We start from the raw sequence: 19,205 nt of genomic DNA, 5'->3' as shown, positions 1-19,205 counted from the left end.
TAATTTTGTTCCTACGGTCACGAGCATGACCCTGGATCTGACACCCGATCAACTGCTGTCCACCACAAGGGCGGTGCGCAAGCGCCTGGACTTCTCCCGCCCCGTCCCGCGCGAGCTGATCGAGGAGTGCGTGGACCTGGCCACCCAGGCACCCACCGGACGCAACCGGCAGCGCTGGCACTTCCTCGTCGTCACCGACGAGGACCAGCGCATGGTCGTCGCCGACATCTACCGCCGCGCCATGGTCACCGGCGGCGGAGCCCCGGTGAACGCCCGCGACCTGCGCCGCATGAACGCCCACCCCGGCACCATGGAGCGCATCTTCGACGGGGTGCAGTACCTCTACGCGAACATCCACCGCGTCCCCGCCTTCGTCATCCCGGCGGTGGAGGGCCGCACGGAACGGGCGTCCGTGCTCGACCAGTCGATGACCTGGGGGTCGATCCTGCCGGCCGTGTGGAGCTTCATGCTCGCGGCCCGCGCGCGGGGCCTGGGCACCTGCTGGACGACCGCCCAGGGGCCCCTGGAGCGCGAGCTGGCCAAGGCCCTCGGCGTGCCCTACGACGAGGTCATGCTCGCCGCGTTCCTGCCACTCGCCTACACCATCGGGACCGACTTCAAGCCCGCCCGCCGCATCCCGCGCGACGAGGTGCTGCACTGGGACACCTGGTAGTCCTCACCGGCCGACCCGGGCGGCGGTCGCCGGGGTGCCGCGGGAGCGGCACCCCGGCGACCGCCTTGTACGTTCCGGAATTACACGCGAGAATTCTGTCAATTCAGCACCGCGCCCTGTCACTTCACTCGGAAGGTATCTCATGGCCGGCTCTTCCGCTTTCGACCGCACCGGTGTCGAGAAAGAGGCCCGTGCGGCCCTCGACGCCTTTCTCGACGGACTCAACAGCCATGACCTGGAGACCTGGACCCGCACCCTGCACTTTCCCCAGATACGGGTGCACGAGGGGGCCGTGACGGTATGGCGGGAGCCGGAGGAGTACATCCGCGCCTCGCAGGCCGAGCTGGAGGCCCTGCTCGCCTCCGGCTGGCACCGCAGCGCCTGGGACGAGGTGGAGTTTCCGCAGGTCTCCGCGGACCAGGTGCACGCCCAGGTGCGGTTCAGCCGGCTCGACGCCGAGGGCCGGCGACTGGCCGTCTTCGACTCGGTCTACGTCGTGACCCGGCAGGACGGGCGCTGGGGAGTGCTCGCCCGGATCGGATACGAAGTGAGCTGAGGTCCGTCTCGGCGGACACGACGAAAACCCGCAGTGGCGGAGCGGGCCGGGGGATTTACCCGCCCCGCCACTGCGGGTGGTTCATTTCGTCGGCCGAGCCGGCCGCGCTTTCCGCGCTTTCCGTGCCGGCCGCACTTTCCGTGCCGGCCGGACTTTCCGCGCCGGCCCGGCTTCCGTGCTTTCCGTCGCCCCGTCCGCCGTCACGGGCCGGCCGGTGCCACGGCTTTTCGCAGAGCGGCGCCGATTCTGGCAGCCAGGACGTGTTCGCCGCCCGCCGTGGGATGCAGTCCGTCGGCGAATATCGCGTCCGCCTCCTGGACCGGCGCGATGCCGAGTCCGTTCACGGTGTGCAGGTTCTTGTCACCGAGGCGCTCCAGCACCCGTACCGCCTCCTCGGTCCGGGCGCGCAGCTGTGCCAGCGTCAGACCGACCCGGTTGGCGGAGTCCTCCCGCTCGGGCGAGGACAGCGGGGTGATCACGGCGATCGGGACGTCGGGGTGACCGTCCCGGATGGTGTCGATGAAGCCGCACACCGCCGGCCCCCAGCTGCGCTCGGAGTAGGTGTCCCGGGTGTGGACGTTGATGCCCAGTTCCAGCGAGACCAGGTCGGCCGGCCGGTCCCGGATCGTCCGCGCCACCACCGGGTCGAGATGCGCCTCCCCGGAGAACCCCAGGTTGTGCAGCCGCCAGCCGTGTTCCGCGGCGATCAGCGCGGTCCACGTCCGCGACGGCCCGGAGGGGAACATGCTCTGCGTGATGGAGCTTCCGTACGCCACCCAGCGCAGGCCGGGGCGGTCGGCCGGACGGACGGTGCCGTGCCCGCGGAAACCGATCTCCGAGACGAGGACCCGTCCGAGGTGCGGCAGCCACACCTCCACGTCCCGCAGCGCGGTCGCGCCGGGACCTTCCGCCCGCCCGGGGGCCAGCGCAACGGTGATCTCGCGTTCGCCGTCGACCTCGGTGCGCAGCGCCAGGGAGCCGTCGACGACGACGTCCAGCGGAGCGTCGGACGTCTCGACGGACAGCCTCAGCACCAGCTCCTCGGCATCGGTGCGGACGCCGCACCGGATGCCCGCGGGCATCGCCGCGAGGCGGCTGAAGTTCGGTGACAGGGTGGTGGCGAGCCGCTCGGCGGCGATGCGCCGGGGCAGCCAGCCCCCGGGGAGCCGTTCCAGCTCCACGAGCCCGTCCCAGCCGAGCCGCGGGTCATCGGGTGTCAGCCACTCGATGCCGCGCGGCCCCGCCTCGGTTCCCGCGGGCCCGCTCACGCGCGTCCGCTTTCGAGTCCGGCGCCCTGCTGCGGGGCCACGGCCTCCTCCGGCGCGGTGCCGGCCTCGTCGCCCGACGAGCGCGGGGCGCCGAGCCCCAGCGCCGAGGCGAGCGCACCGACCAGCGAGAAGAGACCGACGGCGAGGAAGGCGTGGTGGTATCCGCTCACCCCGCCGGTCGCCGCACCGGCCAGCACCGCGGCACCCACGGCGACACCGAGGCCACCGCCCAGCTGGACGGCCGACTGGATCAGCGAGGCCGCGAGGCCCTGCTTGTCGTTGGCGACGCCGCTGACGCCCGCGATGTTGAAGCTCAGGAAGCTCGTGCCGTTGCCCAGGCCGTGGATGATCAGCGCGGGCAGCAGCACCGCCGGGTAGGAGGCGTCCTCACCGGCCCGCAGGAACAGGAAGATACCGAGGCCCTGGAGCAGCAGGCCGATCACCGCGGGCACCCGGAGCCCGGCCTTGCCGATGATGCGCGGGGCGATGTTGACGGCGACCAGGATGGACGCGGCCATCGGGACGATCGCCATGCCGGCCTTCAGCGCGCTGTAGTGCAGCGTGTCCTGGAGGTAGAGCAGGGCGATGAACTGCCAGCCGATCGTGGCGCAGGCCCAGGCGATGCCCACGATGTTGGCGGTGGACAGGGTGCGCGAGCGGAAGATCCCGAGGTCGACCAGAGGGTCGTTGCGGCGCTTCTGGATGACGACGAAGGCGATCAGCAGCAGCACCGAGGCGACCAGGCTGATCACGGTGGTGGAGGAGCCCCAGCCCACCTCGGGGGCCCGGGTCAGCGCGAAGACCAGCAGGAGGACACCGCCGGTCGCGGTGACCGCGCCGAAGGCGTCGAAGCCGGGGCGCCGGCCCTCGTGCGCCTCGTCGGGGGCGATGACGCTGCGCACGGTGAGCAGGACGAGCGCGGCCACGACGAACGGCACGAAGAAGGTCAGCCGCCAGCTCATCGAGGTGAGCACGCCGGAGAAGACCAGGCCGGCCGCGTACCCGCTGGCGCCGGTGAGACCGAACATGCTCATGGCCCGGTTGCGCTCGGGGCCCTCCGGGAACGTGGTGGTGATGATCGACAGGGCGGCCGGCGCGATGAACGCGGCGGCGACACCCTTGATCACACGGGTGAGGATGAGCAGCCCGCCACTCGACACCAGGCCGCCGGCGAGGCTCACGACCGCGAAGACCGCGGTGGCCCAGAAGAACATCCGGCGGCGGCCGAACAGGTCCGCCGCACGTCCGCCCAGGAGCAGGAACCCGCCGTAGGCGACGGCGTATCCCGAGATGATCCACTGCAGTTGCTCGGCGCTGAGGCCCATGTCGTCCTGCATCTCGGGGAGGGCCACACCCATCAGCGAGACGTCCATGGAGTCCAGGAAGAGCTGCGCGCACAGCACCAACAGGACCAGGTTCTTCCGCGCGCTCATCCCCGGCGTCGCCGCTAAGGCGTTCGACTGGCGATCCGACATCTTCCCTGCCATTTCGTCTTGCAGACATCAATCTGCGCGCCAACGATTGGATCGTAAACGTAGCAATCAAATAATCTGCCGTCAAACGATATTGGCCCCAACTTCTGCCGGACGTATCTGTCCTTCACGGGAGTTGGGGCCGGTGCCGGGGCAGCGCAGGACGGCCGGTGCCGCGCCGGGTTCCGCACCCCGCGCGACACCGGCCGTGGTGCCTGTGGTCAGCTGCCCTGCCTGGTCCCCCAGGCCGTGAAGACCGCGAGGGACAGGTCGTGGAAGCCGGGGTCGGCCAGCTCCCGGTAGGCGGCCTCGAAGTCCTCGTCCGTCGCGAGGCCCTCGGCGACCACCGCCTCGCGGGTCTGCTCCAGCGTCAGCCGCCACCACTCGGCCTCGTTGTCGCCGCCGGCGATCCGCTGGAACCTTGCGTCGTACCCGATTCCGTCGAGTCCCTTGTCCCGCAGCGGCACCGGAAGGTTGCGCGCCCACTCGGTGTCGGTGCCCACGGCGCTCTCCAGGTGCTCGCGGAAGGCACGCATGACCTTGCGGTACGCCGGGTGCGGGGAGTCCTTGATGGGGAAGAACGCGGGCTCCTCCAGCAGCAGCACGCCGCCGGGCTTGAGCCACTGGACGAGCCGGGCCACGGCGCGCTCGGGGTCGGGCAGGTGGATGACGACGTACCGGGTGTGGATGAAGTCGAAGGAGCCCTGCGGGAAGTCGTCCGTGTAGACGTCGTGGCGCAGCACGCGCACACCCGCCTCGGAGAGTTCGTCGAGGTAGGTGGTGTCGAGGTCGGTGACGGTGACGTCGGCACCCTGGCCGGCCAGCCAGCGGGCGACCGATCCGCCGCCGCCGCCGACCTCCAGGACGCGGTGCCCGGAGGTCAGGCCGAGGCGCTGGAAGTGTCCGCGGGTGTGGTCGTCCAGTACGGACTCCAGCAGCCGCAGCCGCTCCCGCTCGGTGGCCACGGCGTGGCTGAACACCCCGTCCCGGTAACGCTCCTCGGTCCACTCCCAGCGCTCCTTGGACGCGTCGGTCGGGGCCGCCGTACCGGATGATGCGGTCATCTGCGTTACTCCTTGGATGGTGAGAAGCCGGCAGCGGGCGGATCGCCCGCGGGCGGCTCAGACGAAGGCGAGGATGCGGGCCGGACCGCCCGTGCCGCCGGCGTGCTTGGGGGCGCCGACGACCACCGTGGCACCGATGTCCGGCACGGTGTCCAGGTGTGCCAGGTTCTCGATGCCGTAGAGGCCCGCGGGCAGCAGGACGCGGTGGGTGAAGGGGTCGGCGGGGCGGTTGCCCGGCTCCAGGCTGGGCGTGTCGATGCCGACGCCGACCACCGAGCGCTCCTCGACCAGGAAGTGCGCGGCCTCGACGGAGATGCCGGGATGGCGGTAGTGGCCTTCCTTCTCGTCGTAGTTGAGGAAGGCGCCGGGGACCTCGATGCGCTCGGACCAGCCGTTGTCGACGGCGAGCAGCGCGCCGTCCGGGATGCGGCCGTGCAGGCTCTCCCACCGCAGCAGGTCGTCCACCGACAGTTCGGTGAGGTTGTCCCGGGCCGCCCGCTCCCGCACCCGGACGACCGCGAGCGGGGCGACCAGGTTCTGCGCGGGGATCTGCTCGACGGTCAGGCCGTCGTCGTCGAAGTGGGCGGGCGCGTCGACATGGGTGCCGATGTGTTCGTTGTAGGTGAGTTCGAAGGCGTTGTACTCGTGTTCGGCGAGGTTGGCGAGGCGCCTCATCTCCATGGGTTTCACATAGAGTTCGAAGACCGGCCACTCGGTGCTGAGGACGTGGGTGAGGTCGCGCACGGCACCTCGGGGCACGTAGGGCGCGGAGGTGCCGCCCTGCTCGGCCGTTCCTTCGGCGCGGGTCCGCCGGGAGGGGTCGGGCGGCTCCGCGGAGGCCGCGCCGATGATGGTTTCCGGACTGCACATGGCGTGGGGCTCCCTCAGTCGACCAGGGCCTGATTGACCAGCTGACGCAGGCGGCTGTGCAGCGGGTGCGCGCTCGACGGCATGAGCTGGGTGAAGAACAGCGCGGTCAGTTCCTCCGCGGGGTCCACCCAGAAGATCGTCCCGGCCGCGCTGTGCCAGGCGTACTCCCCCGGACCGGCCGGCACTCCGGCCGCCGCGGGGTCCTCGATCACGGCGAAGCCGAGCCCGAAGCCGACACCGGCGGTCGGCATCTCGGAGAAGACCGGACGGCCCACCGTGTGCAGGTCCTTGCCGCCGGGCAGGTGGTTGCGGCGCATGTGCCGTACGGTGCGGGGGCCGAGGATCCGTTCCCCGTCGAGGGTGCCCTCGCCGAGCAGCATCTGGGTGAAGCGGTGGTAGTCGGCGAGGGTGGTGACCAGTCCGGCGCTGCCGGACAGGCACGCGGGCCTGTGCAGCGCGCCCGCGCCCATGTGGTCGGCGCGGGTCGCCTTCCCGGTGGCCGGGTCCGCGGTGTAGAAGGCGGCGAGCCGGTCGGCCTTCTCCTGCGGGACGTGGAAGGCGGTGTCGGTCATGCCGAGCGGTCCGAGGACCCGCTCGGCGAAGAACTCGTCCAGGCTCCGGCCCGAGGCGACCTCGATGACACGGCCGAGCACATCGCTGGAGACGCCGTAGTTCCAGGCGGTCCCCGGCTCGAAGAGCAGCGGGAAGGAGGCCCACTGCTCACAGCAGGCGGCGAGGTCGAGTCCGGGCGGGGTGGCCCACTCGAAGCCGTTCGCGGTGTAGATCTCGTCCACCGGGTGGGCCCGGTGGAAGCCGTAGGTCAGCCCCGAGGTGTGGCTGAGCAGGTGCTGGATGCGGATGGGGTTCGCGGCCGGCGTGGTGACCGGGCGGGTGGCCGGTCCGCGCTGGTAGACGCGTACGTTCTCGAAGGCCGGGATGTAGCGGCTGACGGGGTCCTGCAGGCCGATGGTGCCGTCCTCGACCAGGGTCATCGCCGCGACCGAGGTGACGGGCTTGGTCATCGACCAGGCGCGGTAGATCGTGTCGCCGTCGGCGGGCAGGCCGTTCTCGACGTCCCGGTGGCCGTACTCGGCGAGGTGGGCCACCTTGCCGCGGCGGGTCACGGCGAGCTGCCAGCCGGGCAGTCGTCCGTCGTCGACATAGGAGGCCAGGTAGTGGTCGAGCCGCCGTAAGCGGTCGGCGTCCAGCCCCACTTCCGCCGGATCGACTTCGGTCTTCAGCTCGGGCACCGTGCCTCCTTGTGATCGGCGTACGATGGTTCGTGTTCAATGGTTCGCGAGCAATAGAACTATAGGAAGAGGTCGACTACCAGAACAAGGGCCTTATTTCGATACTATGCAAATCTCCGAAGTCGAAGGGAAGCGGAGCCGCTCCCCTCACCCGAAGAGGAGTCCGCGCGGTGCGCACGCTGAAGCATCCCAGCCGGGAAGAGATCCAACTCACGGATGTCTTCCACGCGTTGAGCGACCCCACCCGGCTGGCCATCGTCCAGAACCTGGGCGACGCGCACGAGCAGTCGTGCAGCGGCCTGAACATCCCCATGGCCAAGTCGACGCTCTCCCACCACCTGAAGGTCCTGCGGGACGCGGGCCTGACCCACACCCGCGTCGAGGGCACCCACCGCCTGATGTCCCTGCGCCGGGAGGACCTCGACGCCCGCTTCCCGGGCCTCATGGACGTCGTCCTGCGAACCGGGCCGGTCAGCTGACCACACCGACCGCCACCGTGTTCCCCTCCCTGATGTACGCGTGCGGACCGCGCAGCGGGTGGGCGGCGCCTTCGGGGTCGAGGAACTCCCGCCACGGCCCGTCGGCGCCCGCGTCGACCGCCATCCGCGCCACCCGGGCGCAGGCCAGGGTGTAGAACCGCAGCACCTGCGGCGGCATGGGCGCGAAGTGCTCGATCAGCAGGCTGTGCTGGCGCACCGCCGTCAGCCCGGCCCGGTCCAGCCACCGGTACAGCTCTCCGGTGCGCAGCAACTGCCGTGCGTAGCCCGGCTGCCGCGCCGCCCGGCGGAAGAAGTCCGGGAACAGGAACGGATCGCCGGGGCGTACGACGATCAGCCCGGCGTCGAGGTCCTTGACGGCCACGGTCCCGCCGGGCCGTACGACCCGCCGGAACTCGCTCAGGGTCTGGAGGAGTTCCTCGTCGCTGAGGTACTGGGTGGTGTTCGCGCACCAGACGGCGTCGAAGCTGTTGTCGGGGTGGTCCAGCCGCCGGATGTCGCCCTGCCGGACCTCGACCGGGCAGTGACCGCCGTGCGCCCGCATCCGCGCGGCGGCGCGTTCGGCGTTCTCCGCGGCGAGATCGACGGCGCTGACCCGGCCTCCGGGCCCGACCGCCTCGGCCAGCCAGGGCAGGAAGGCACCGGTCCCGCAGCCGGCGTCGAGCACGCTCCATCCGGGCTGGATCCCGGCCGAGTCGAGCGTCGCCCGGTACGGGCCGGCGCAGGCCTCGAAGTGCGCGTCGACGATGTCCTCGTGGGTGAATCCGAGCCCCGTGGAGGCGGTGTAGCCCCAGGAGCCGTGGTCCGTCGTCAGCATCCTCACGGTTCCCTTCGCGCGGTCCGCGCCACGGCGGTGGCGTCGCGGTGCAGTGCGGTGAGCAGGCGGGTGACCTCGCCGGGCGCCTCCAGCGGCGGCAGGTGGCCGACGCCCGGCAGGACGACCAGCCGTCCCCGGGGCAGCGCGCCCGCGGTGGCCCGCGCCTCGGCGGCCGAGACGAGTTCGTCCTCCGCCCCGGCGACGACGAGCGCGGGGACGTCGGTCGCGCGCAGGACGTCCAGGCCGTCCGGCCGGGCGGCGATGGCCTCCTGCGCCCAGGCGACCGACTCGGGTTCGGCCGCCCGCACGGCCGCCAGCAGGTCGCGCAGCAGCGCCGGCCGCCGGGTGCGGCTGGTGGCGCCGAGCAGCGCCGGCGTGGTGGCCTCGACGAGCCGGTCGCGGGCGGCGGGGTCCCGCATGGCCCGGGCGAATCCCGCACGCCGGGCCGCGGCCTCGGCGGTGTCGGCGGCGGCCCGGGTGGACAGCAGGGCCAGGGCGCGGACCCGTCCGGGGTGGCGGCGCAGGAAGGCCAGCGCCGTGTAGCCGCCCATGGAGCAGCCGGCCAGGACGACCCGGTCGACGCCCTGCCGGTCCAGTGCCGCCGCGAGGTCGTCGGCGACGAGGTCGAGCGAGGGCGGTGCGGAACCGAGCGGCGCCCGGCCGAACCCGCGTTGGTCGACGGCCAGCACCCGGTGGCCCAGCGCCGTCAGCTCGTGTGTCTGCGCCCGCCACATCGCCGAGTCCAGCGCCAGCGCGTGCAGCAGGACGAACGGGGTCCGGTCGGCGGCGGTCACCGGTCCGCGCTCCGTCCCGCGGTGGCGAGCGCGCTGCGTTCGGCGGCGGCGACGAACGCGTCCCGTGCGGGGGACGGCGGGGCGTCCCGCAGCCAGGCGAGGGACACCGGGGCGGCCGGGAGGTCCGGCACGGGGATCACCCGGACGCCGGGCGGCAGGCTCCCTTCGAGCGACAGGAACGACAGGTGGACGGCGTCCGAACCGGTCAGCGTCGCCACCAGGTCGGCCGGGGTGCCCATGAGCCGCACCCGGTGGATCGGCCGGCCCCGCGGGGTGCGCAGCGGCACGATCCGGTCCCAGACGTACGGCGGGAAGTCGCCCGGGCAGTGGAAGGCGTCGTAGGGGGCGACGTCCTCGACGGAGAGGGTGTCGCGGGCGGCCAGGGGGTGGCCGGCCCGCACGAGGGCGGCCCGGGGGTCGAAGGCGACGGGCGCGCTGGTGACGATGTCCGGCTCGTGCAGCGCGTACTTGACGAGCATCAGGTCCAGTTCGCCGGCCCGCAGCGGTCGGAACGGTTCGCGGACGTCGTACGGCACGTGGGCCACGCGCGCGGGGTCGTACCCGGCGGCGGCGACGATCCGCGCGGGCTGGGGGGAGGAGCCGTGGACCCCGAGGCGCAGCGGGCGGGGGGCGGCGGGGGGCGGGGGCTTGGGCACCTAGTTCTCCTGGGTCAGTGCGGCGTAGGCCCGCAGGCGGTCCGGATGGTGCTGGTCGGTGTCGACGCGCAGGGCGGCGTAGGGGGCGGGCAGGGCGGTCAGCCGCGGTACGGAGCGCAGGGTCAGCCGGTCTCCGGGGCCGATCGTGCCGTCGATGACGGACTCGGCGAGGAGATGGCCGAGGTGGACCAGCGCGTCGGCCACGGTGAGCTGGGCGGTGGCCAGGTACAGGTCCCGGTGGACGGGCCGCCGGCCGGCGGACGTGCCGGCCCGGGCGCCGGTGCCGGGAACCTCGACGGTGGTGGGGTGCCAGGCCGTGAGCGGGCGCCGTCCGCTGTACGTCCTGAGCAGCCGGCGCAGGCCGGTCGTGGCCGCGTCCGGCGCGGGCGCGGCCCAGGCGGCCGTGGCGTCCGGGGCGACATGGGTGAAGGCGAAGCGCTCGCGCAGGTTGTCGGGGCGGCCCGCCAGGTAGAGGGTGCGGGTGAAGGAGCGGCGCCAGGCGTCGGTCTGCTCCGGGGTGAGGGACAGCACGAACGCGCACGTCTCCCTCGTCCAGGACGGCAGGTCGGCCTCCTGGACGACGGCGACGGCCGACACCTGGCCGGCGGGTGCGGCGCCCGCGGCGGAGCGGATCTCGTCCTTCACGGCGAGCAGGGAGCGCGGGCCGGACAGCCCGGCGGCCGGGAGGTCCGGGCGCGCGGCCCTGAGGCGCTCGGTGGCGACGGTGAGCAGCAGTTCCGGGGAGAGGGTCATAGGTACACCGTGGAGAGCAGGTCGTGGCCGAGGGCCCGGCGGGAGCGGGCCAGCAACGACGAGGTGAGCCGGTAGGGATCGACGTGGGTGTGGGCGCCGCGGTGCCGGCGCAGTTCCTCGTGCAGCTGCGGACCACCGAGCCGGTGGCCGTCCGCCCGGCGCAGCAGCCGTTCGGCCCGGTCGAGGCTCTTGTGCAGCAGGTCGGCGCGGAACGACTGGGCCTGTCCGGGGCCGAGGCCGGCGATGAAGTACAGCCGCACACCGAGCCGGCGTACGTCGGGGTCGCCGTCCGTGCCGAGGGCCCTGAGCAGGGCGCCGGCGGTGTGGTCGTGCCAGCCGCCGTGCCGCGCCGACCGGATCCGCCCGTCGATGGGCACGCGGCCGACGGGGACGCGGTGCACCCGCGGTCCCAGTGCGCCGAGCACCCTCTGGAGGAGCAGGTAGTCGGCGGCCAGCTCGGGGTCGTGGAGGAGCACGACCTCGTCGTACGCGGGTGCCAGCGGGAGCAGTTCGCGCAGGGCGCAGGCGAGGTAGTTGGGCTGCCCGTCGGCGGTCATGATCTGCCGCAGGGGCAGGCCGTACCGGGTGGCGTCGAGGTAGACCGGTCCGCCGCCGGCCCGCTGGTCGAGTCCCATCCCGAGGGTGACGAGCCGCTCGACCATCTCCTCCGTGCCGAGCCCCGGCGGCTGATGGCGGGTCAGTCCCGGGTCGTGGAGGCCGAGGGCGCCGTAGTGCGCGGTCCACAGCCGCAGCACGCGCTCGCTCGCCGGGTGGACCCAGCCGTTGCGCTCCACTTCGTGGGCGTAGGGGCGCAGCGCCTCGGCCGGCGGGGGCGTGTCCTTGCGGAACAGGACGTACAGGTCGCCGATCTCCTCCTCCGACAGCGAGGCGTACGGCAGGTCGCCCTGGGTGCGGTCGAGGAACTCCCAGAAGCCCAGGGTCTGTTCGGTGAGGTGGTAGGTGGTCGGGCTGTAGCGGTAGGTGACGTCCGCGAGCGGGGCGGTGGCCCGGAACATGACGTCGGTCCACAGCAGGCCCTTGAGGTGGCTGGGGGTCAGGGGCTTGGCCGGGGTGACGGTGACGGGAGCGAGCAGGACGGTGGGGCGCTCGGCCGTGCGGCCCGCCGGGGGGTCGGCCCGGTGGCCGGCCCGGTGGTCGGGGAGCGTCATACGGGCTCCTCGCCGGAGACGGCGCGGACCAGTTCCGCGCGCGTCGGCGGCAGCGGGCCGCGCGCCGCGGGCGCCGGGGCCGAGCGGACCCGCTTGCGGAACACCTCGTCGTCGAAGACGTCCTCCGCGGTGTCCAGGCCCATGAGGACCCGGGTCAGGCCGCGCCACACCACGGTGTCGGCGGCGGCCGCGGCCGCGACGGCGGCGAGGGCCGGGCGGCCGTCGGGGGACGGCGTGGCGGGCAGGGGGCCGCCGGTGGCCTGCGCACGCCACAGGGCGGTGCGTGCCGCGTCCTCGCGGACGGCGTGCTCGTACCACGGCCGGTAGACGCGGTCGGCGAGCGCCGCCGCCCGCTCCGCCCGCTCCGCGGCCGGGCCCGTCCCGCCGTCGAGGAGGTCCGCGAGCAGGAACGCGTGGTGCAGCGCCAGGGACATGCCCCGCCCGAACAGCGGGTTGGTGACGCACAGGGAGTCCCCGACCGGGTACAGGCCCGCGACCGGACCGGCCTGCGCGTCGGTCTGGGGGCGCAGGATGTCGGGGGGCAGGGTGATGGGGCGCACGGGGCCGGTCGGCTCCCCCGCGGCGGGGTCGGCCCAGGCGGCGACGTACGGCGAGAGGCGGGCCACCCGGGTGAACGCGGACGGGTGGCGCAGGCCGGTCGTGGCGGGGTCCCGCGTGGGCACGCCGAGCGTGAGGGCGTAGGTGCCGTTGTCGGCGGGGTGCGCCACGGCCGCGTAGTGGCCCCAGATCCCGCCGGCCGCGTTGCCGCGGTTGAGCGGGCCGGGCAGCGGGCCGGGGGACGTCTGCCGGTAGAAGCGGGTGAAGCCGCGGACGCGGGTGGGCGCGGTCAGCTCGGCGGGGACGGGCAGACCCGCGGCCGCCAGCCAGGCCCGCCAGGCCCCCCGGCGTCCGGTGGCGTCCACCACGGCGTGCGCCGGGAGGTGCGCGCCGTCGCCGGTGACGGCCCCGGTCACCCGGCGGCCCGCCGTGGACAGGCCCCGTACGGTGACGCGGTGGCCGAGCGTGACGCCGGGCAGGGACCGTACCGCCTGCCGCAGGACGAGTTCGAGGACCGGGCGGCGTACGGCGAGGGCCACCAGTTCGTCGTCGTCCAGCCGGTCGGGTGCCGCGTCGGTGAGGTCGAGGAGGCGGGCGCCGGCGCCGAGGGCGGCGTCGAGCACGTCGGGGGCGTGCTCGCGCAGCACCCGCACCCCGAGCGAGGTGAGGACGTGGGAGTGGCCGTGCTGCGCGACGGTGGGCCGGTGCCACCGGTCGGCCGCCCGCTGCGCGGGGCCCTCGGGGGGCGGCGGCGCCTGTTCCAGCACCGTGACCGGGAAGCCGCGCCGGCCCAGGGCGAGGGCGCAGGCGAGTCCGGCCACGCTGCCGCCGGCCACCACGACCGGCCGGGTCATCGGCGCCGGCCGTGGACGAAGAAGACCCGCCGGACGTCCTTCACGCAGCGGTCGGGGACCGGGTCGGGCCAGCGTCCGAAGTCGGCTCCCGGCTCGCCGGGCTGGACCGCGGTCACGTCGAAGCCGTACTGCCCGAACAGCGCCTCGGGTTCGTCGCTGCCGAACAGCCAGGGACAGCCCCAGCCCGCGAACACGTCCAGCAGGGGGCGCATGTGCGGCAGCGTGAGGGCCGCCGCGTTGACGAGGTCGGCGGCGACGAGGCTGCCGGGGGCGCAGAAGGCGGCGACCCGTTCCAGCATGCGGCGGGCGTCGTGCTCGGGGATGTAGTACAGCAGCCCCTCGAGCATCCACACGGAGGGCGCGTCCGGGTCGTAGCCGGCGGCGCGGAGCCGGTCCTCCCAGTCGTCGGCGGTGAGGTCGACGGCGACGGTGACGTGATCGACGCGGGGGGTGGCACCGCGCAGCCGCTCCTCCTTGAACGCGAGCACGGCCGGGCGGTCGACCTCGAAGTACCGCAGGTGCGCGGGCCAGTCCAGCCGGTAGGCGCGGGAGTCCATGCCGGCGGGGGCCATGACGAGCTGGGCCGTGCCGGTCTCGCCGACGGCCCGCTGGAGGAAGTCGTCGAAGAACCGGGTCCGGATGGCGTTGTAGTCCGGGGTGCTCGGGATGGAGCGCGGCCGGTCCGGCGGGAAGGTCGCGGCACGGATCTCCGCCAGGAGCCGGGGCCCCGCGTCGCCGACCAGTGTGGCCGCGTACGGGTCCGTGTAGAGCCGGTCCTCGCGGAGGCTCTCCGCGGCGCGCAGGGCGGCGGTGAGCAGGGCGGTCTTCTCGACGGGGTCGGCGGGGTCCAGGACGTGCGTCACGTGCCTTCTCCTCGTGGTGCGTCGGACGCGGCGACCAGTCGTCGCCACTGGGGTTCTTCCTGCCGGAACAGCCGGTCCTTCACCTGGGCGGGCCGGTTGCCGTCGGCCACGCGCGCGTGCCAGTCCCGCTGGAAGCTGTCGGGGTGCAGCAGCCGCAGCTCCGCCCCGCCGAGGCGGCGGTCCCGCAGGGCCCGCGCGTAGCCGGCGGACTGGCCGCCGAGCGCCGTGTCGAGCAGGGCGGTGAACCGCGCGGGGGCGTCCGCCGGCCAGGGGGTCTCCGGGGCGACCGCGAACTGGTACCGGGGCGGCCCGCCGGCGGGTTCGGCGACGCGGCAGGCGACGTTGCGCGCGGTGACGCCGGCGCCGGCCAGGGCCTCCTGCAGCGCCCGGACCACCTGCGCCTCGCGCAGCCGTTCACCGGCCGCGTCCGAGCGGGTGGACCGGCCGGCGTACATCAGGCGCGGAACGCCCCGGACCCGGTCCACCACCCGGACGACGTCGCCGACGGCGTACCGGTACAGGCCTCCGACGTGGCTGAAGACGACGTGGTAGTCGCGGTCCGGTTCGAGGTCCTGCGGGAGGAGGGTCGCGGTGTCGGGCCGGAGGTCGTCGTCGGCGTCGGCGAACTCGTACACGCAGGCGGAGGGGATGAGGGTGCCCGCTGTGGGGTGCGTGTCGAGGGGCACCGCCACCGGCCCCTCCGACGCGGCCACGGGTGCGGGCAGGGCGGCGACCGAGGACCCGAACCGCTCGCGCAGGGCGGGCAGGTACAGGGAGGCCACGCCGGTCGTCCACCCGAACAGGGCGCGGATCCGCGGCCAGACGTCACCGGGCCGCACCTGCCCGGAGGAGTCGGCGAGCGCCTCCAGCCGGGCGGCCAGCGCGGGATCGCCGGGCCCGTACGGCACGCCTCCGAGGGTGCCGTCGCGCACCTCCTTGACGATGCGCTGCCACCACAGCCCCAGCAGGTACGGCACGGCCGCGAGCACCGCCGGGTTGATGCCGATGAGGCCGCGGACGTCGCTGTGCACCGCCAGCCGCAGCCGCAGGTACATCCGTTCGAGGTGGTCGTCGGGTGCCACGGCCGCGCGCAGCGCGGCCCAGGGCGCGGCGGTGCCCATCTCCGCCGCGAGCGGCTCACCGAACGCGGTGCCGAAATCGACCTGGCTGGCGCCGACGTGGGGGTGGCCGTCGGCGGTGACCGGAGGGGCGGCCGGCGGGTCGTGCTTGAGGTTGAGCATCGCGTCGGGCCGGTCCATGAGCTCCGGGAAGCTCTCGATCAGCGGTGCCCAGGCCGCGTAGTAGAAGGGGAAGAACACGGTCTTCATGAAGCGCCGGGTGACCGGGATCTTCTTGTGGGCCCCGGTGCTTCCGCTGCTGGTGAAGTAGACCACCGGGGCGTCGGCGGTGAGGACGCCGGGCTCCCCCGCGGCCATGCGCTCGATCCACGGGGCGTGGGCCGCGTAGTCCTGGATCGGTACGGCCGCCCGGAAGTCCTCCAGGGTGCGGATCGCGGCGAAGTCGTGCCGCCGGCCGAACTCGGTCGCGCGGTTGAAGTCCAGGAGGTCGGTCAGCACGCTCTGCTGCCGGCCCGGCAGGTCGGCCAGCTCGGCGGTGAGCCGCGCCTGTTCGGCGAGGACGCGCCGGCGGTAGCGTTCGGCGTGGCCGGGGGCGCCCCAGCCCAGGTCCGCGCTCATGCGGCGAGCGCCTTGCGTACGGCCGCCACGGTGGTGTCGGTCCCGGTGCTCTCCTCGATCACCGTCACCGGCAGCCGCCCGGTCTCCTCCAGCATCAGCTTCCGCAGGTTCTTCTGGTAGCTCTCGAAGCCGAACCACTCGGGCCGGGGACCGAAGTGCTCCAGGGGGTTGAGGCGGGTGCCCCGGCCCGAGCGGCGCCAGGCGGTCTCCGGCGACACGTCCAGGTAGATCACCGCGCGCGGCTGCGGGAAGGAACGCCACCAGCCGTACAGCGGGTGGGTCGTGAGACCGGCGAGCCGGCACTTGGCGAGGATCTTGTAGTAGTAGGAGTCCATCAGGACCGGTGTCCGCGGGTCCTGCCGTTCCAGCTGGTCCCGCAGGTGGACGACCGCGGTGCCGAGCAGGTGGGCGAGGAAGTCGACGGAGTACGCCCGGCCGAGTTCCGGCAGGACGTCCTCGACGACGCTGCGCCGCAACCGGGTGATCAGCCCGTGCCTCCCGGCCACCAGCTCGTCGTCGGTGGACAGGGTCCGCCAGCCGGGCAGTGCCGCGGACAGCTTCGCCATCACGGAGGACTTCCCGGCGCCGTCGGGGCCCAGCAGGACGTAGAACTGACGATCCGTCACGTCTGTTTCTCCTCCAGTGCGTCCAGGGCTGCCTGGGTGACCTCTTCGGGGGTACGGCCGTCCGTCGCCACCACCGCGGTGGCGACCTCCTCGTACAGGTGCCGGCGTGCCTCCATCAGCTCCCGCCACCGCCTGCGCGGGTTGACCGCCAGCAGCGGGCGGGCCTCGTCGAGCGCGGCGCGCCGGACGGCCTCCTCGGCCCGCATGGAGAGGTAGACCACCCGGTGGCCGGCGAGCAGCGCGCGCGTGTCCGGGTCGAGGACCGCGCCTCCGCCGAGCGCCAGCACACCGTCGTGCTCGGTGAGCGCGGCCCGTACGGCGGCCTTCTCGATGGCACGGAAGGCCGCCTCGCCCTCGTCGACGAAGATCTCGGCGATGGCGCGGCCCTGCGCGGTGACGATGTCCTCGTCGGTGTCCCGGTAGCCCACGCCCAGACGCCCTGCGAGCAGCCGCCCGACGGTGGACTTGCCCACCCCCATCGGCCCGACCAGGACGACCGCGGGCACGCCGCTCACCTGATCCCCAGGCTGTCGAGGTAGGACCGGACGTTGCGGCGGGTCTCGGGGACGCTGTCGCCGCCGAACTTCTCCGCGACGGCGTCCGCGAGGACCAGCGCCGCCATCGCCTCGGCGACGATCCCGGCGGCCGGCACCGCGCACACGTCCGAGCGCTGGTGGTGGGCCTGGGCGGGTTCGCCGGTGGCCACGTCCACCGTGGCCAGCGCCCGCGGCACGGTCGCGATCGGCTTCATCGCCGCCCGCACCCGCAGCAGCTCACCCGTGCTCAGGCCGCCCTCGGTGCCGCCCGAACGGCCCGACGCCCGCCGGATGCCCCCCGGGGCGGGGACGATCTCGTCGTGCGCCTGCGAGCCGGGCACCCGGGCCAGCTCGAAACCGTCCCCGACCTCGACCCCCTTGATCGCCTGGATGCCCATCAGGGCGGCGGCCAGCCGGGCGTCCAGGCGCCGGTCCCAGTGGACGTGGGAGCCGAGCCCGACGGGAACACCGTAGGCCAGGACCTCCACCACACCACCGAGCGTGTCCCCGTCCTCGTGGGCCCGGTCGATCTCCGCGACCATCGCCTTCGAGGCGTCCGCGTCCAGGCAGCGCACCGGATCCGCGTCCAGCCGGGCGACGTCGCCCGGAGTCGGGTGGACCCCGTAGGGGGCCCGGGCGCCGGCCAGCTCCACGACGTGGCTGACGATCTCGATACCGGCCGTCTCCTTCAGGTACGACCGGGCCACCGCGCCCAGCGCCACCCGCGCCGCGGTCTCCCGGGCCGAGGCGCGCTCCAGGACCGGGCGGGCCTCGTCGAAGCCGTACTTCTGCATGCCCGCCAGGTCCGCGTGGCCCGGACGCGGCCGGGTCAGGGGGGCGTTGCGGGCCAGACCCGCCAGCACCTCCGGGTCGACCGGGTCGGCCGCCATGACCTGCTCCCACTTCGGCCACTCGGTGTTGCCCACCATGACCGCGACCGGGGAGCCCAACGTCAGGCCGTGCCGCACCCCGCCCAGGAAGGTGACCTCGTCCCGCTCGAACTTCATCCGCGCACCGCGGCCGTAGCCGAGCCGCCGCCGCGCCAGGTGGTCCGCCACCGTCTCCGTGGTGATCGGCACGCCGGCGGGAAGACCCTCCAGCGTCGCGACCAGCGCGGGACCGTGCGACTCGCCCGCGGTCAGCCAACGCAGCCCGCTCAACGGACACCCCCCGCCCGGCCGGAGTGGTGCGCCGCGACCGCGGCGTACCCGTCCCTGCCCTGCTCCAGAAGGTGCGCCAGCTGTTTCCGGCTCTGCTCCCGGTCGGTGGCGTCCGGTGAGTCCACGCCCTCCAGCGCGGCGAGCAGGACGTCGAGGTCGGCGCTCACCTCGCGCAGGACGGCGGACACCGCGGCGGCGTTGCCGCGCAGCAGGTCGCTCCACAGCTCCGTGTCCAGGTCCGCGGGGCGCAGCAGCTCGCACAGGTCCGGCTCCGTCAGCCGCAGCAGGTGCGGCTGCGGGGGGTGGAAGCGGGCGGCCAGGAGGGCGGTGAGCAGGCGCGGGGCGTGTGCGGTCCGGGCCATCGCCGCGTCGTGGGACGCGTGGTCCATGACGACGGGGACGGCACCGCAGAGCGCGGTCAGCCCCAGGACGCGGTTGAGGGTCTCCCGGGAGGTGGCCGGGGTCGGGGCGAGCACCCAGGGGCGGCCCTCGAAGAGACCGGCCGAGGCGTCGGACCCGGTGAGGTCCGTCAGCGGGTGCCCGGCGAGGTAGTCGGAGTCGTCCGAGCGGGTCGCGTCGGCCGAGCCGGTCGCATCGGCCGAGCCGGTCGCTTGGCCGTCCGCGGCGTCCCGCCCGGCGGTCGCGTCCACGCCGGTCATGTCGGTGTAGGCCTCGGCGAAGCCGACTCGCCGGCAGTGCGCGAGGACGGTGGCGACGCGGCTCGGCGGGACGGCGAGCACCGCCAGGTCCGCCGGCCGGTCCGGAGCGCCGGCCCCGGCTTCGGCCGCCCCGGCCCCGGCCAGGTTCTCGGGTACCAGCCGCACCCGCACGCCGTGGCGTGCCAGCGCCAGTGTCAGCGAGGACGCGATCGTGCCGCCGCCCACCACGGCGACCGTACGCGGAATCATCGGGTCCTTCCTTCCGCTCGTCCGGGCGCGGGTGCGCGCCACCGCCGGCCGGCGTCCCGCCGGTACATCTCCGCCACGAGGAACGCGAGGTCCAGCGACTGACTGTGGTTCAGCCGCGGGTCGCAGGCGGTCTCGTAGCGCTGGTGCAGGTCGTCCACGAAGAT

Annotated in this window: 21 protein-coding genes; 3 read left to right on the top strand and 18 right to left on the bottom strand. The window is 73.9% G+C overall.

The features are described from left to right. The first annotated feature begins 25 nt into the window (after positions 1–25). Together IEZ20_RS36410 and IEZ20_RS36405 are read left to right on the top strand one after the other, a co-directional pair. A complete protein-coding gene (locus tag IEZ20_RS36410) occupies positions 26–673 on the top strand; it encodes a nitroreductase family protein (protein WP_189306838.1) in 648 nt (215 codons plus the stop codon). 142 nt (positions 674–815) lie between these two features. After that, the gene (locus tag IEZ20_RS36405) at positions 816–1,229 is read left to right on the top strand and encodes a DUF6841 family protein (RefSeq protein WP_189306836.1); all 414 of its coding nucleotides are present in this window, start codon (positions 816–818) and stop codon (positions 1,227–1,229) included. Positions 1,230–1,429: 200 nt separating this feature from the next. On the opposite strand, the gene IEZ20_RS36400 is transcribed toward IEZ20_RS36405, so the two are convergent. The 5 genes from IEZ20_RS36400 to IEZ20_RS36380 all read right to left on the bottom strand — a co-directional run bounded on the left by IEZ20_RS36400 (position 1,430) and on the right by IEZ20_RS36380 (position 7,153). Further along, positions 1,430–2,497: a GDSL-type esterase/lipase family protein gene (locus tag IEZ20_RS36400; RefSeq protein ID WP_189306834.1), complete on the bottom strand. Its 1,068-nt coding sequence runs from the start codon at positions 2,495–2,497 to the stop codon at positions 1,430–1,432. Further along, complete coding sequence (locus IEZ20_RS36395) at positions 2,494–3,930, bottom strand: MFS transporter (RefSeq protein ID WP_189306832.1); 1,437 nt, start codon at positions 3,928–3,930, stop codon at positions 2,494–2,496. The genes IEZ20_RS36400 and IEZ20_RS36395 overlap by 4 nt, the downstream gene beginning before the upstream one ends. 260 nt (positions 3,931–4,190) lie before the next feature. Then, positions 4,191–5,033 (bottom strand): class I SAM-dependent methyltransferase, encoded by an 843-nt coding sequence (locus IEZ20_RS36390; RefSeq protein ID WP_189306830.1) that lies wholly within the window; start codon positions 5,031–5,033, stop codon positions 4,191–4,193. A 57-nt stretch (positions 5,034–5,090) separates the two neighbouring features. Continuing rightward, a complete protein-coding gene (locus IEZ20_RS36385) occupies positions 5,091–5,903 on the bottom strand; it encodes a cyclase family protein (protein WP_189306828.1) in 813 nt (270 codons plus the stop codon). A gap of 14 nt (positions 5,904–5,917) precedes the next feature. Continuing rightward, complete coding sequence (locus IEZ20_RS36380) at positions 5,918–7,153, bottom strand: serine hydrolase domain-containing protein (protein ID WP_189306826.1); 1,236 nt, start codon at positions 7,151–7,153, stop codon at positions 5,918–5,920. Between the two features lie 170 nt (positions 7,154–7,323). Between IEZ20_RS36380 and IEZ20_RS36375 the strand changes: the two genes are divergently transcribed. Then, positions 7,324–7,632: an ArsR/SmtB family transcription factor gene (locus IEZ20_RS36375; protein WP_189306824.1), complete on the top strand. Its 309-nt coding sequence runs from the start codon at positions 7,324–7,326 to the stop codon at positions 7,630–7,632. On the opposite strand, the gene IEZ20_RS36370 is transcribed toward IEZ20_RS36375, so the two are convergent. The 13 genes from IEZ20_RS36370 to IEZ20_RS36310 form a co-directional block, all read right to left on the bottom strand. Next, a complete protein-coding gene (locus tag IEZ20_RS36370; protein ID WP_189306821.1) occupies positions 7,625–8,467 on the bottom strand; it encodes a class I SAM-dependent methyltransferase in 843 nt (280 codons plus the stop codon). The two genes, IEZ20_RS36375 and IEZ20_RS36370, sit on opposite strands and share 8 nt — an antisense overlap. A 2-nt stretch (positions 8,468–8,469) precedes the next feature. Continuing rightward, the gene (locus IEZ20_RS36365; RefSeq protein WP_189306819.1) at positions 8,470–9,261 is read right to left on the bottom strand and encodes an alpha/beta fold hydrolase; all 792 of its coding nucleotides are present in this window, start codon (positions 9,259–9,261) and stop codon (positions 8,470–8,472) included. After that, a complete protein-coding gene (locus IEZ20_RS36360; protein ID WP_189306817.1) occupies positions 9,258–9,917 on the bottom strand; it encodes a LysR substrate-binding domain-containing protein in 660 nt (219 codons plus the stop codon). Before IEZ20_RS36360 ends, IEZ20_RS36365 begins: the two co-directional genes overlap by 4 nt. Continuing rightward, the gene (locus IEZ20_RS36355; protein WP_189306815.1) at positions 9,918–10,670 is read right to left on the bottom strand and encodes a DUF6182 family protein; all 753 of its coding nucleotides are present in this window, start codon (positions 10,668–10,670) and stop codon (positions 9,918–9,920) included. It abuts the gene before it with no gap. After that, the gene (locus tag IEZ20_RS36350; RefSeq protein WP_189306813.1) at positions 10,667–11,839 is read right to left on the bottom strand and encodes a hypothetical protein; all 1,173 of its coding nucleotides are present in this window, start codon (positions 11,837–11,839) and stop codon (positions 10,667–10,669) included. The genes IEZ20_RS36355 and IEZ20_RS36350 overlap by 4 nt, the downstream gene beginning before the upstream one ends. Next, positions 11,836–13,251: an FAD-dependent monooxygenase family protein gene (locus IEZ20_RS36345; RefSeq protein WP_189306811.1), complete on the bottom strand. Its 1,416-nt coding sequence runs from the start codon at positions 13,249–13,251 to the stop codon at positions 11,836–11,838. Before IEZ20_RS36345 ends, IEZ20_RS36350 begins: the two co-directional genes overlap by 4 nt. Continuing rightward, positions 13,248–14,114, bottom strand: a complete 867-nt coding sequence (locus IEZ20_RS36340; RefSeq protein WP_229896445.1) for a class I SAM-dependent methyltransferase — start codon at positions 14,112–14,114, stop codon at positions 13,248–13,250. The genes IEZ20_RS36345 and IEZ20_RS36340 overlap by 4 nt, the downstream gene beginning before the upstream one ends. Beyond that, a complete protein-coding gene (locus IEZ20_RS36335) occupies positions 14,111–15,811 on the bottom strand; it encodes a GH3 family acyl-acid amido synthetase (RefSeq protein ID WP_189306809.1) in 1,701 nt (566 codons plus the stop codon). Before IEZ20_RS36335 ends, IEZ20_RS36340 begins: the two co-directional genes overlap by 4 nt. Next, entirely contained in the window at positions 15,808–16,437 is a 630-nt protein-coding gene (locus IEZ20_RS36330) for a hypothetical protein (RefSeq protein ID WP_189306807.1), read from the bottom strand. The genes IEZ20_RS36335 and IEZ20_RS36330 overlap by 4 nt, the downstream gene beginning before the upstream one ends. After that, positions 16,434–16,916: a shikimate kinase gene (locus tag IEZ20_RS36325; RefSeq protein WP_189306943.1), complete on the bottom strand. Its 483-nt coding sequence runs from the start codon at positions 16,914–16,916 to the stop codon at positions 16,434–16,436. The genes IEZ20_RS36330 and IEZ20_RS36325 overlap by 4 nt, the downstream gene beginning before the upstream one ends. Positions 16,917–16,948: 32 nt before the next feature. Then, positions 16,949–18,133: a chorismate synthase gene (gene aroC, locus IEZ20_RS36320; RefSeq protein WP_189306805.1), complete on the bottom strand. Its 1,185-nt coding sequence runs from the start codon at positions 18,131–18,133 to the stop codon at positions 16,949–16,951. Then, entirely contained in the window at positions 18,130–19,041 is a 912-nt protein-coding gene (locus IEZ20_RS36315; RefSeq protein WP_189306803.1) for a prephenate dehydrogenase/arogenate dehydrogenase family protein, read from the bottom strand. Before IEZ20_RS36315 ends, aroC begins: the two co-directional genes overlap by 4 nt. Further along, on the bottom strand, positions 19,038–19,205 hold a 168-nt coding region (locus IEZ20_RS36310), incomplete at its 5' end, for a 3-deoxy-7-phosphoheptulonate synthase (protein ID WP_189306801.1). The genes IEZ20_RS36310 and IEZ20_RS36315, both read right to left, overlap by 4 nt.

It is taken from the genome of Streptomyces cinerochromogenes (assembly GCF_014648635.1).
GTDB classification, from domain to species: domain Bacteria; phylum Actinomycetota; class Actinomycetes; order Streptomycetales; family Streptomycetaceae; genus Streptomyces; species Streptomyces cinerochromogenes.
The sequence above is the reverse complement of the archived record's forward strand: the minus strand, read 5'-3'. Positions and strand labels throughout refer to the sequence as shown.

Bases quoted from the DNA above. Each gene is read 5' to 3' on its own strand.
- IEZ20_RS36410 (WP_189306838.1), top strand. From the start codon at position 26: ATGACCCTGGATCTGACACCCGATCAACTGCTGTCCACCACAAGGGCG.
- IEZ20_RS36405 (WP_189306836.1), top strand. From the start codon at position 816: ATGGCCGGCTCTTCCGCTTTCGACCGCACCGGTGTCGAGAAAGAGGCC.
- IEZ20_RS36395 (WP_189306832.1), bottom strand. From the start codon at position 3,930: ATGAGCGCGCGGAAGAACCTGGTCCTGTTGGTGCTGTGCGCGCAGCTC.
- IEZ20_RS36390 (WP_189306830.1), bottom strand. From the start codon at position 5,033: ATGACCGCATCATCCGGTACGGCGGCCCCGACCGACGCGTCCAAGGAG.
- IEZ20_RS36385 (WP_189306828.1), bottom strand. From the start codon at position 5,903: ATGTGCAGTCCGGAAACCATCATCGGCGCGGCCTCCGCGGAGCCGCCC.
- IEZ20_RS36370 (WP_189306821.1), bottom strand. From the start codon at position 8,467: ATGCTGACGACGGACCACGGCTCCTGGGGCTACACCGCCTCCACGGGG.
- IEZ20_RS36355 (WP_189306815.1), bottom strand. From the start codon at position 10,670: ATGACCCTCTCCCCGGAACTGCTGCTCACCGTCGCCACCGAGCGCCTC.
- IEZ20_RS36350 (WP_189306813.1), bottom strand. From the start codon at position 11,839: ATGACGCTCCCCGACCACCGGGCCGGCCACCGGGCCGACCCCCCGGCG.
- IEZ20_RS36345 (WP_189306811.1), bottom strand. From the start codon at position 13,251: ATGACCCGGCCGGTCGTGGTGGCCGGCGGCAGCGTGGCCGGACTCGCC.
- IEZ20_RS36335 (WP_189306809.1), bottom strand. From the start codon at position 15,811: ATGAGCGCGGACCTGGGCTGGGGCGCCCCCGGCCACGCCGAACGCTAC.
- IEZ20_RS36325 (WP_189306943.1), bottom strand. From the start codon at position 16,916: ATGGGGGTGGGCAAGTCCACCGTCGGGCGGCTGCTCGCAGGGCGTCTG.
- IEZ20_RS36315 (WP_189306803.1), bottom strand. From the start codon at position 19,041: ATGATTCCGCGTACGGTCGCCGTGGTGGGCGGCGGCACGATCGCGTCC.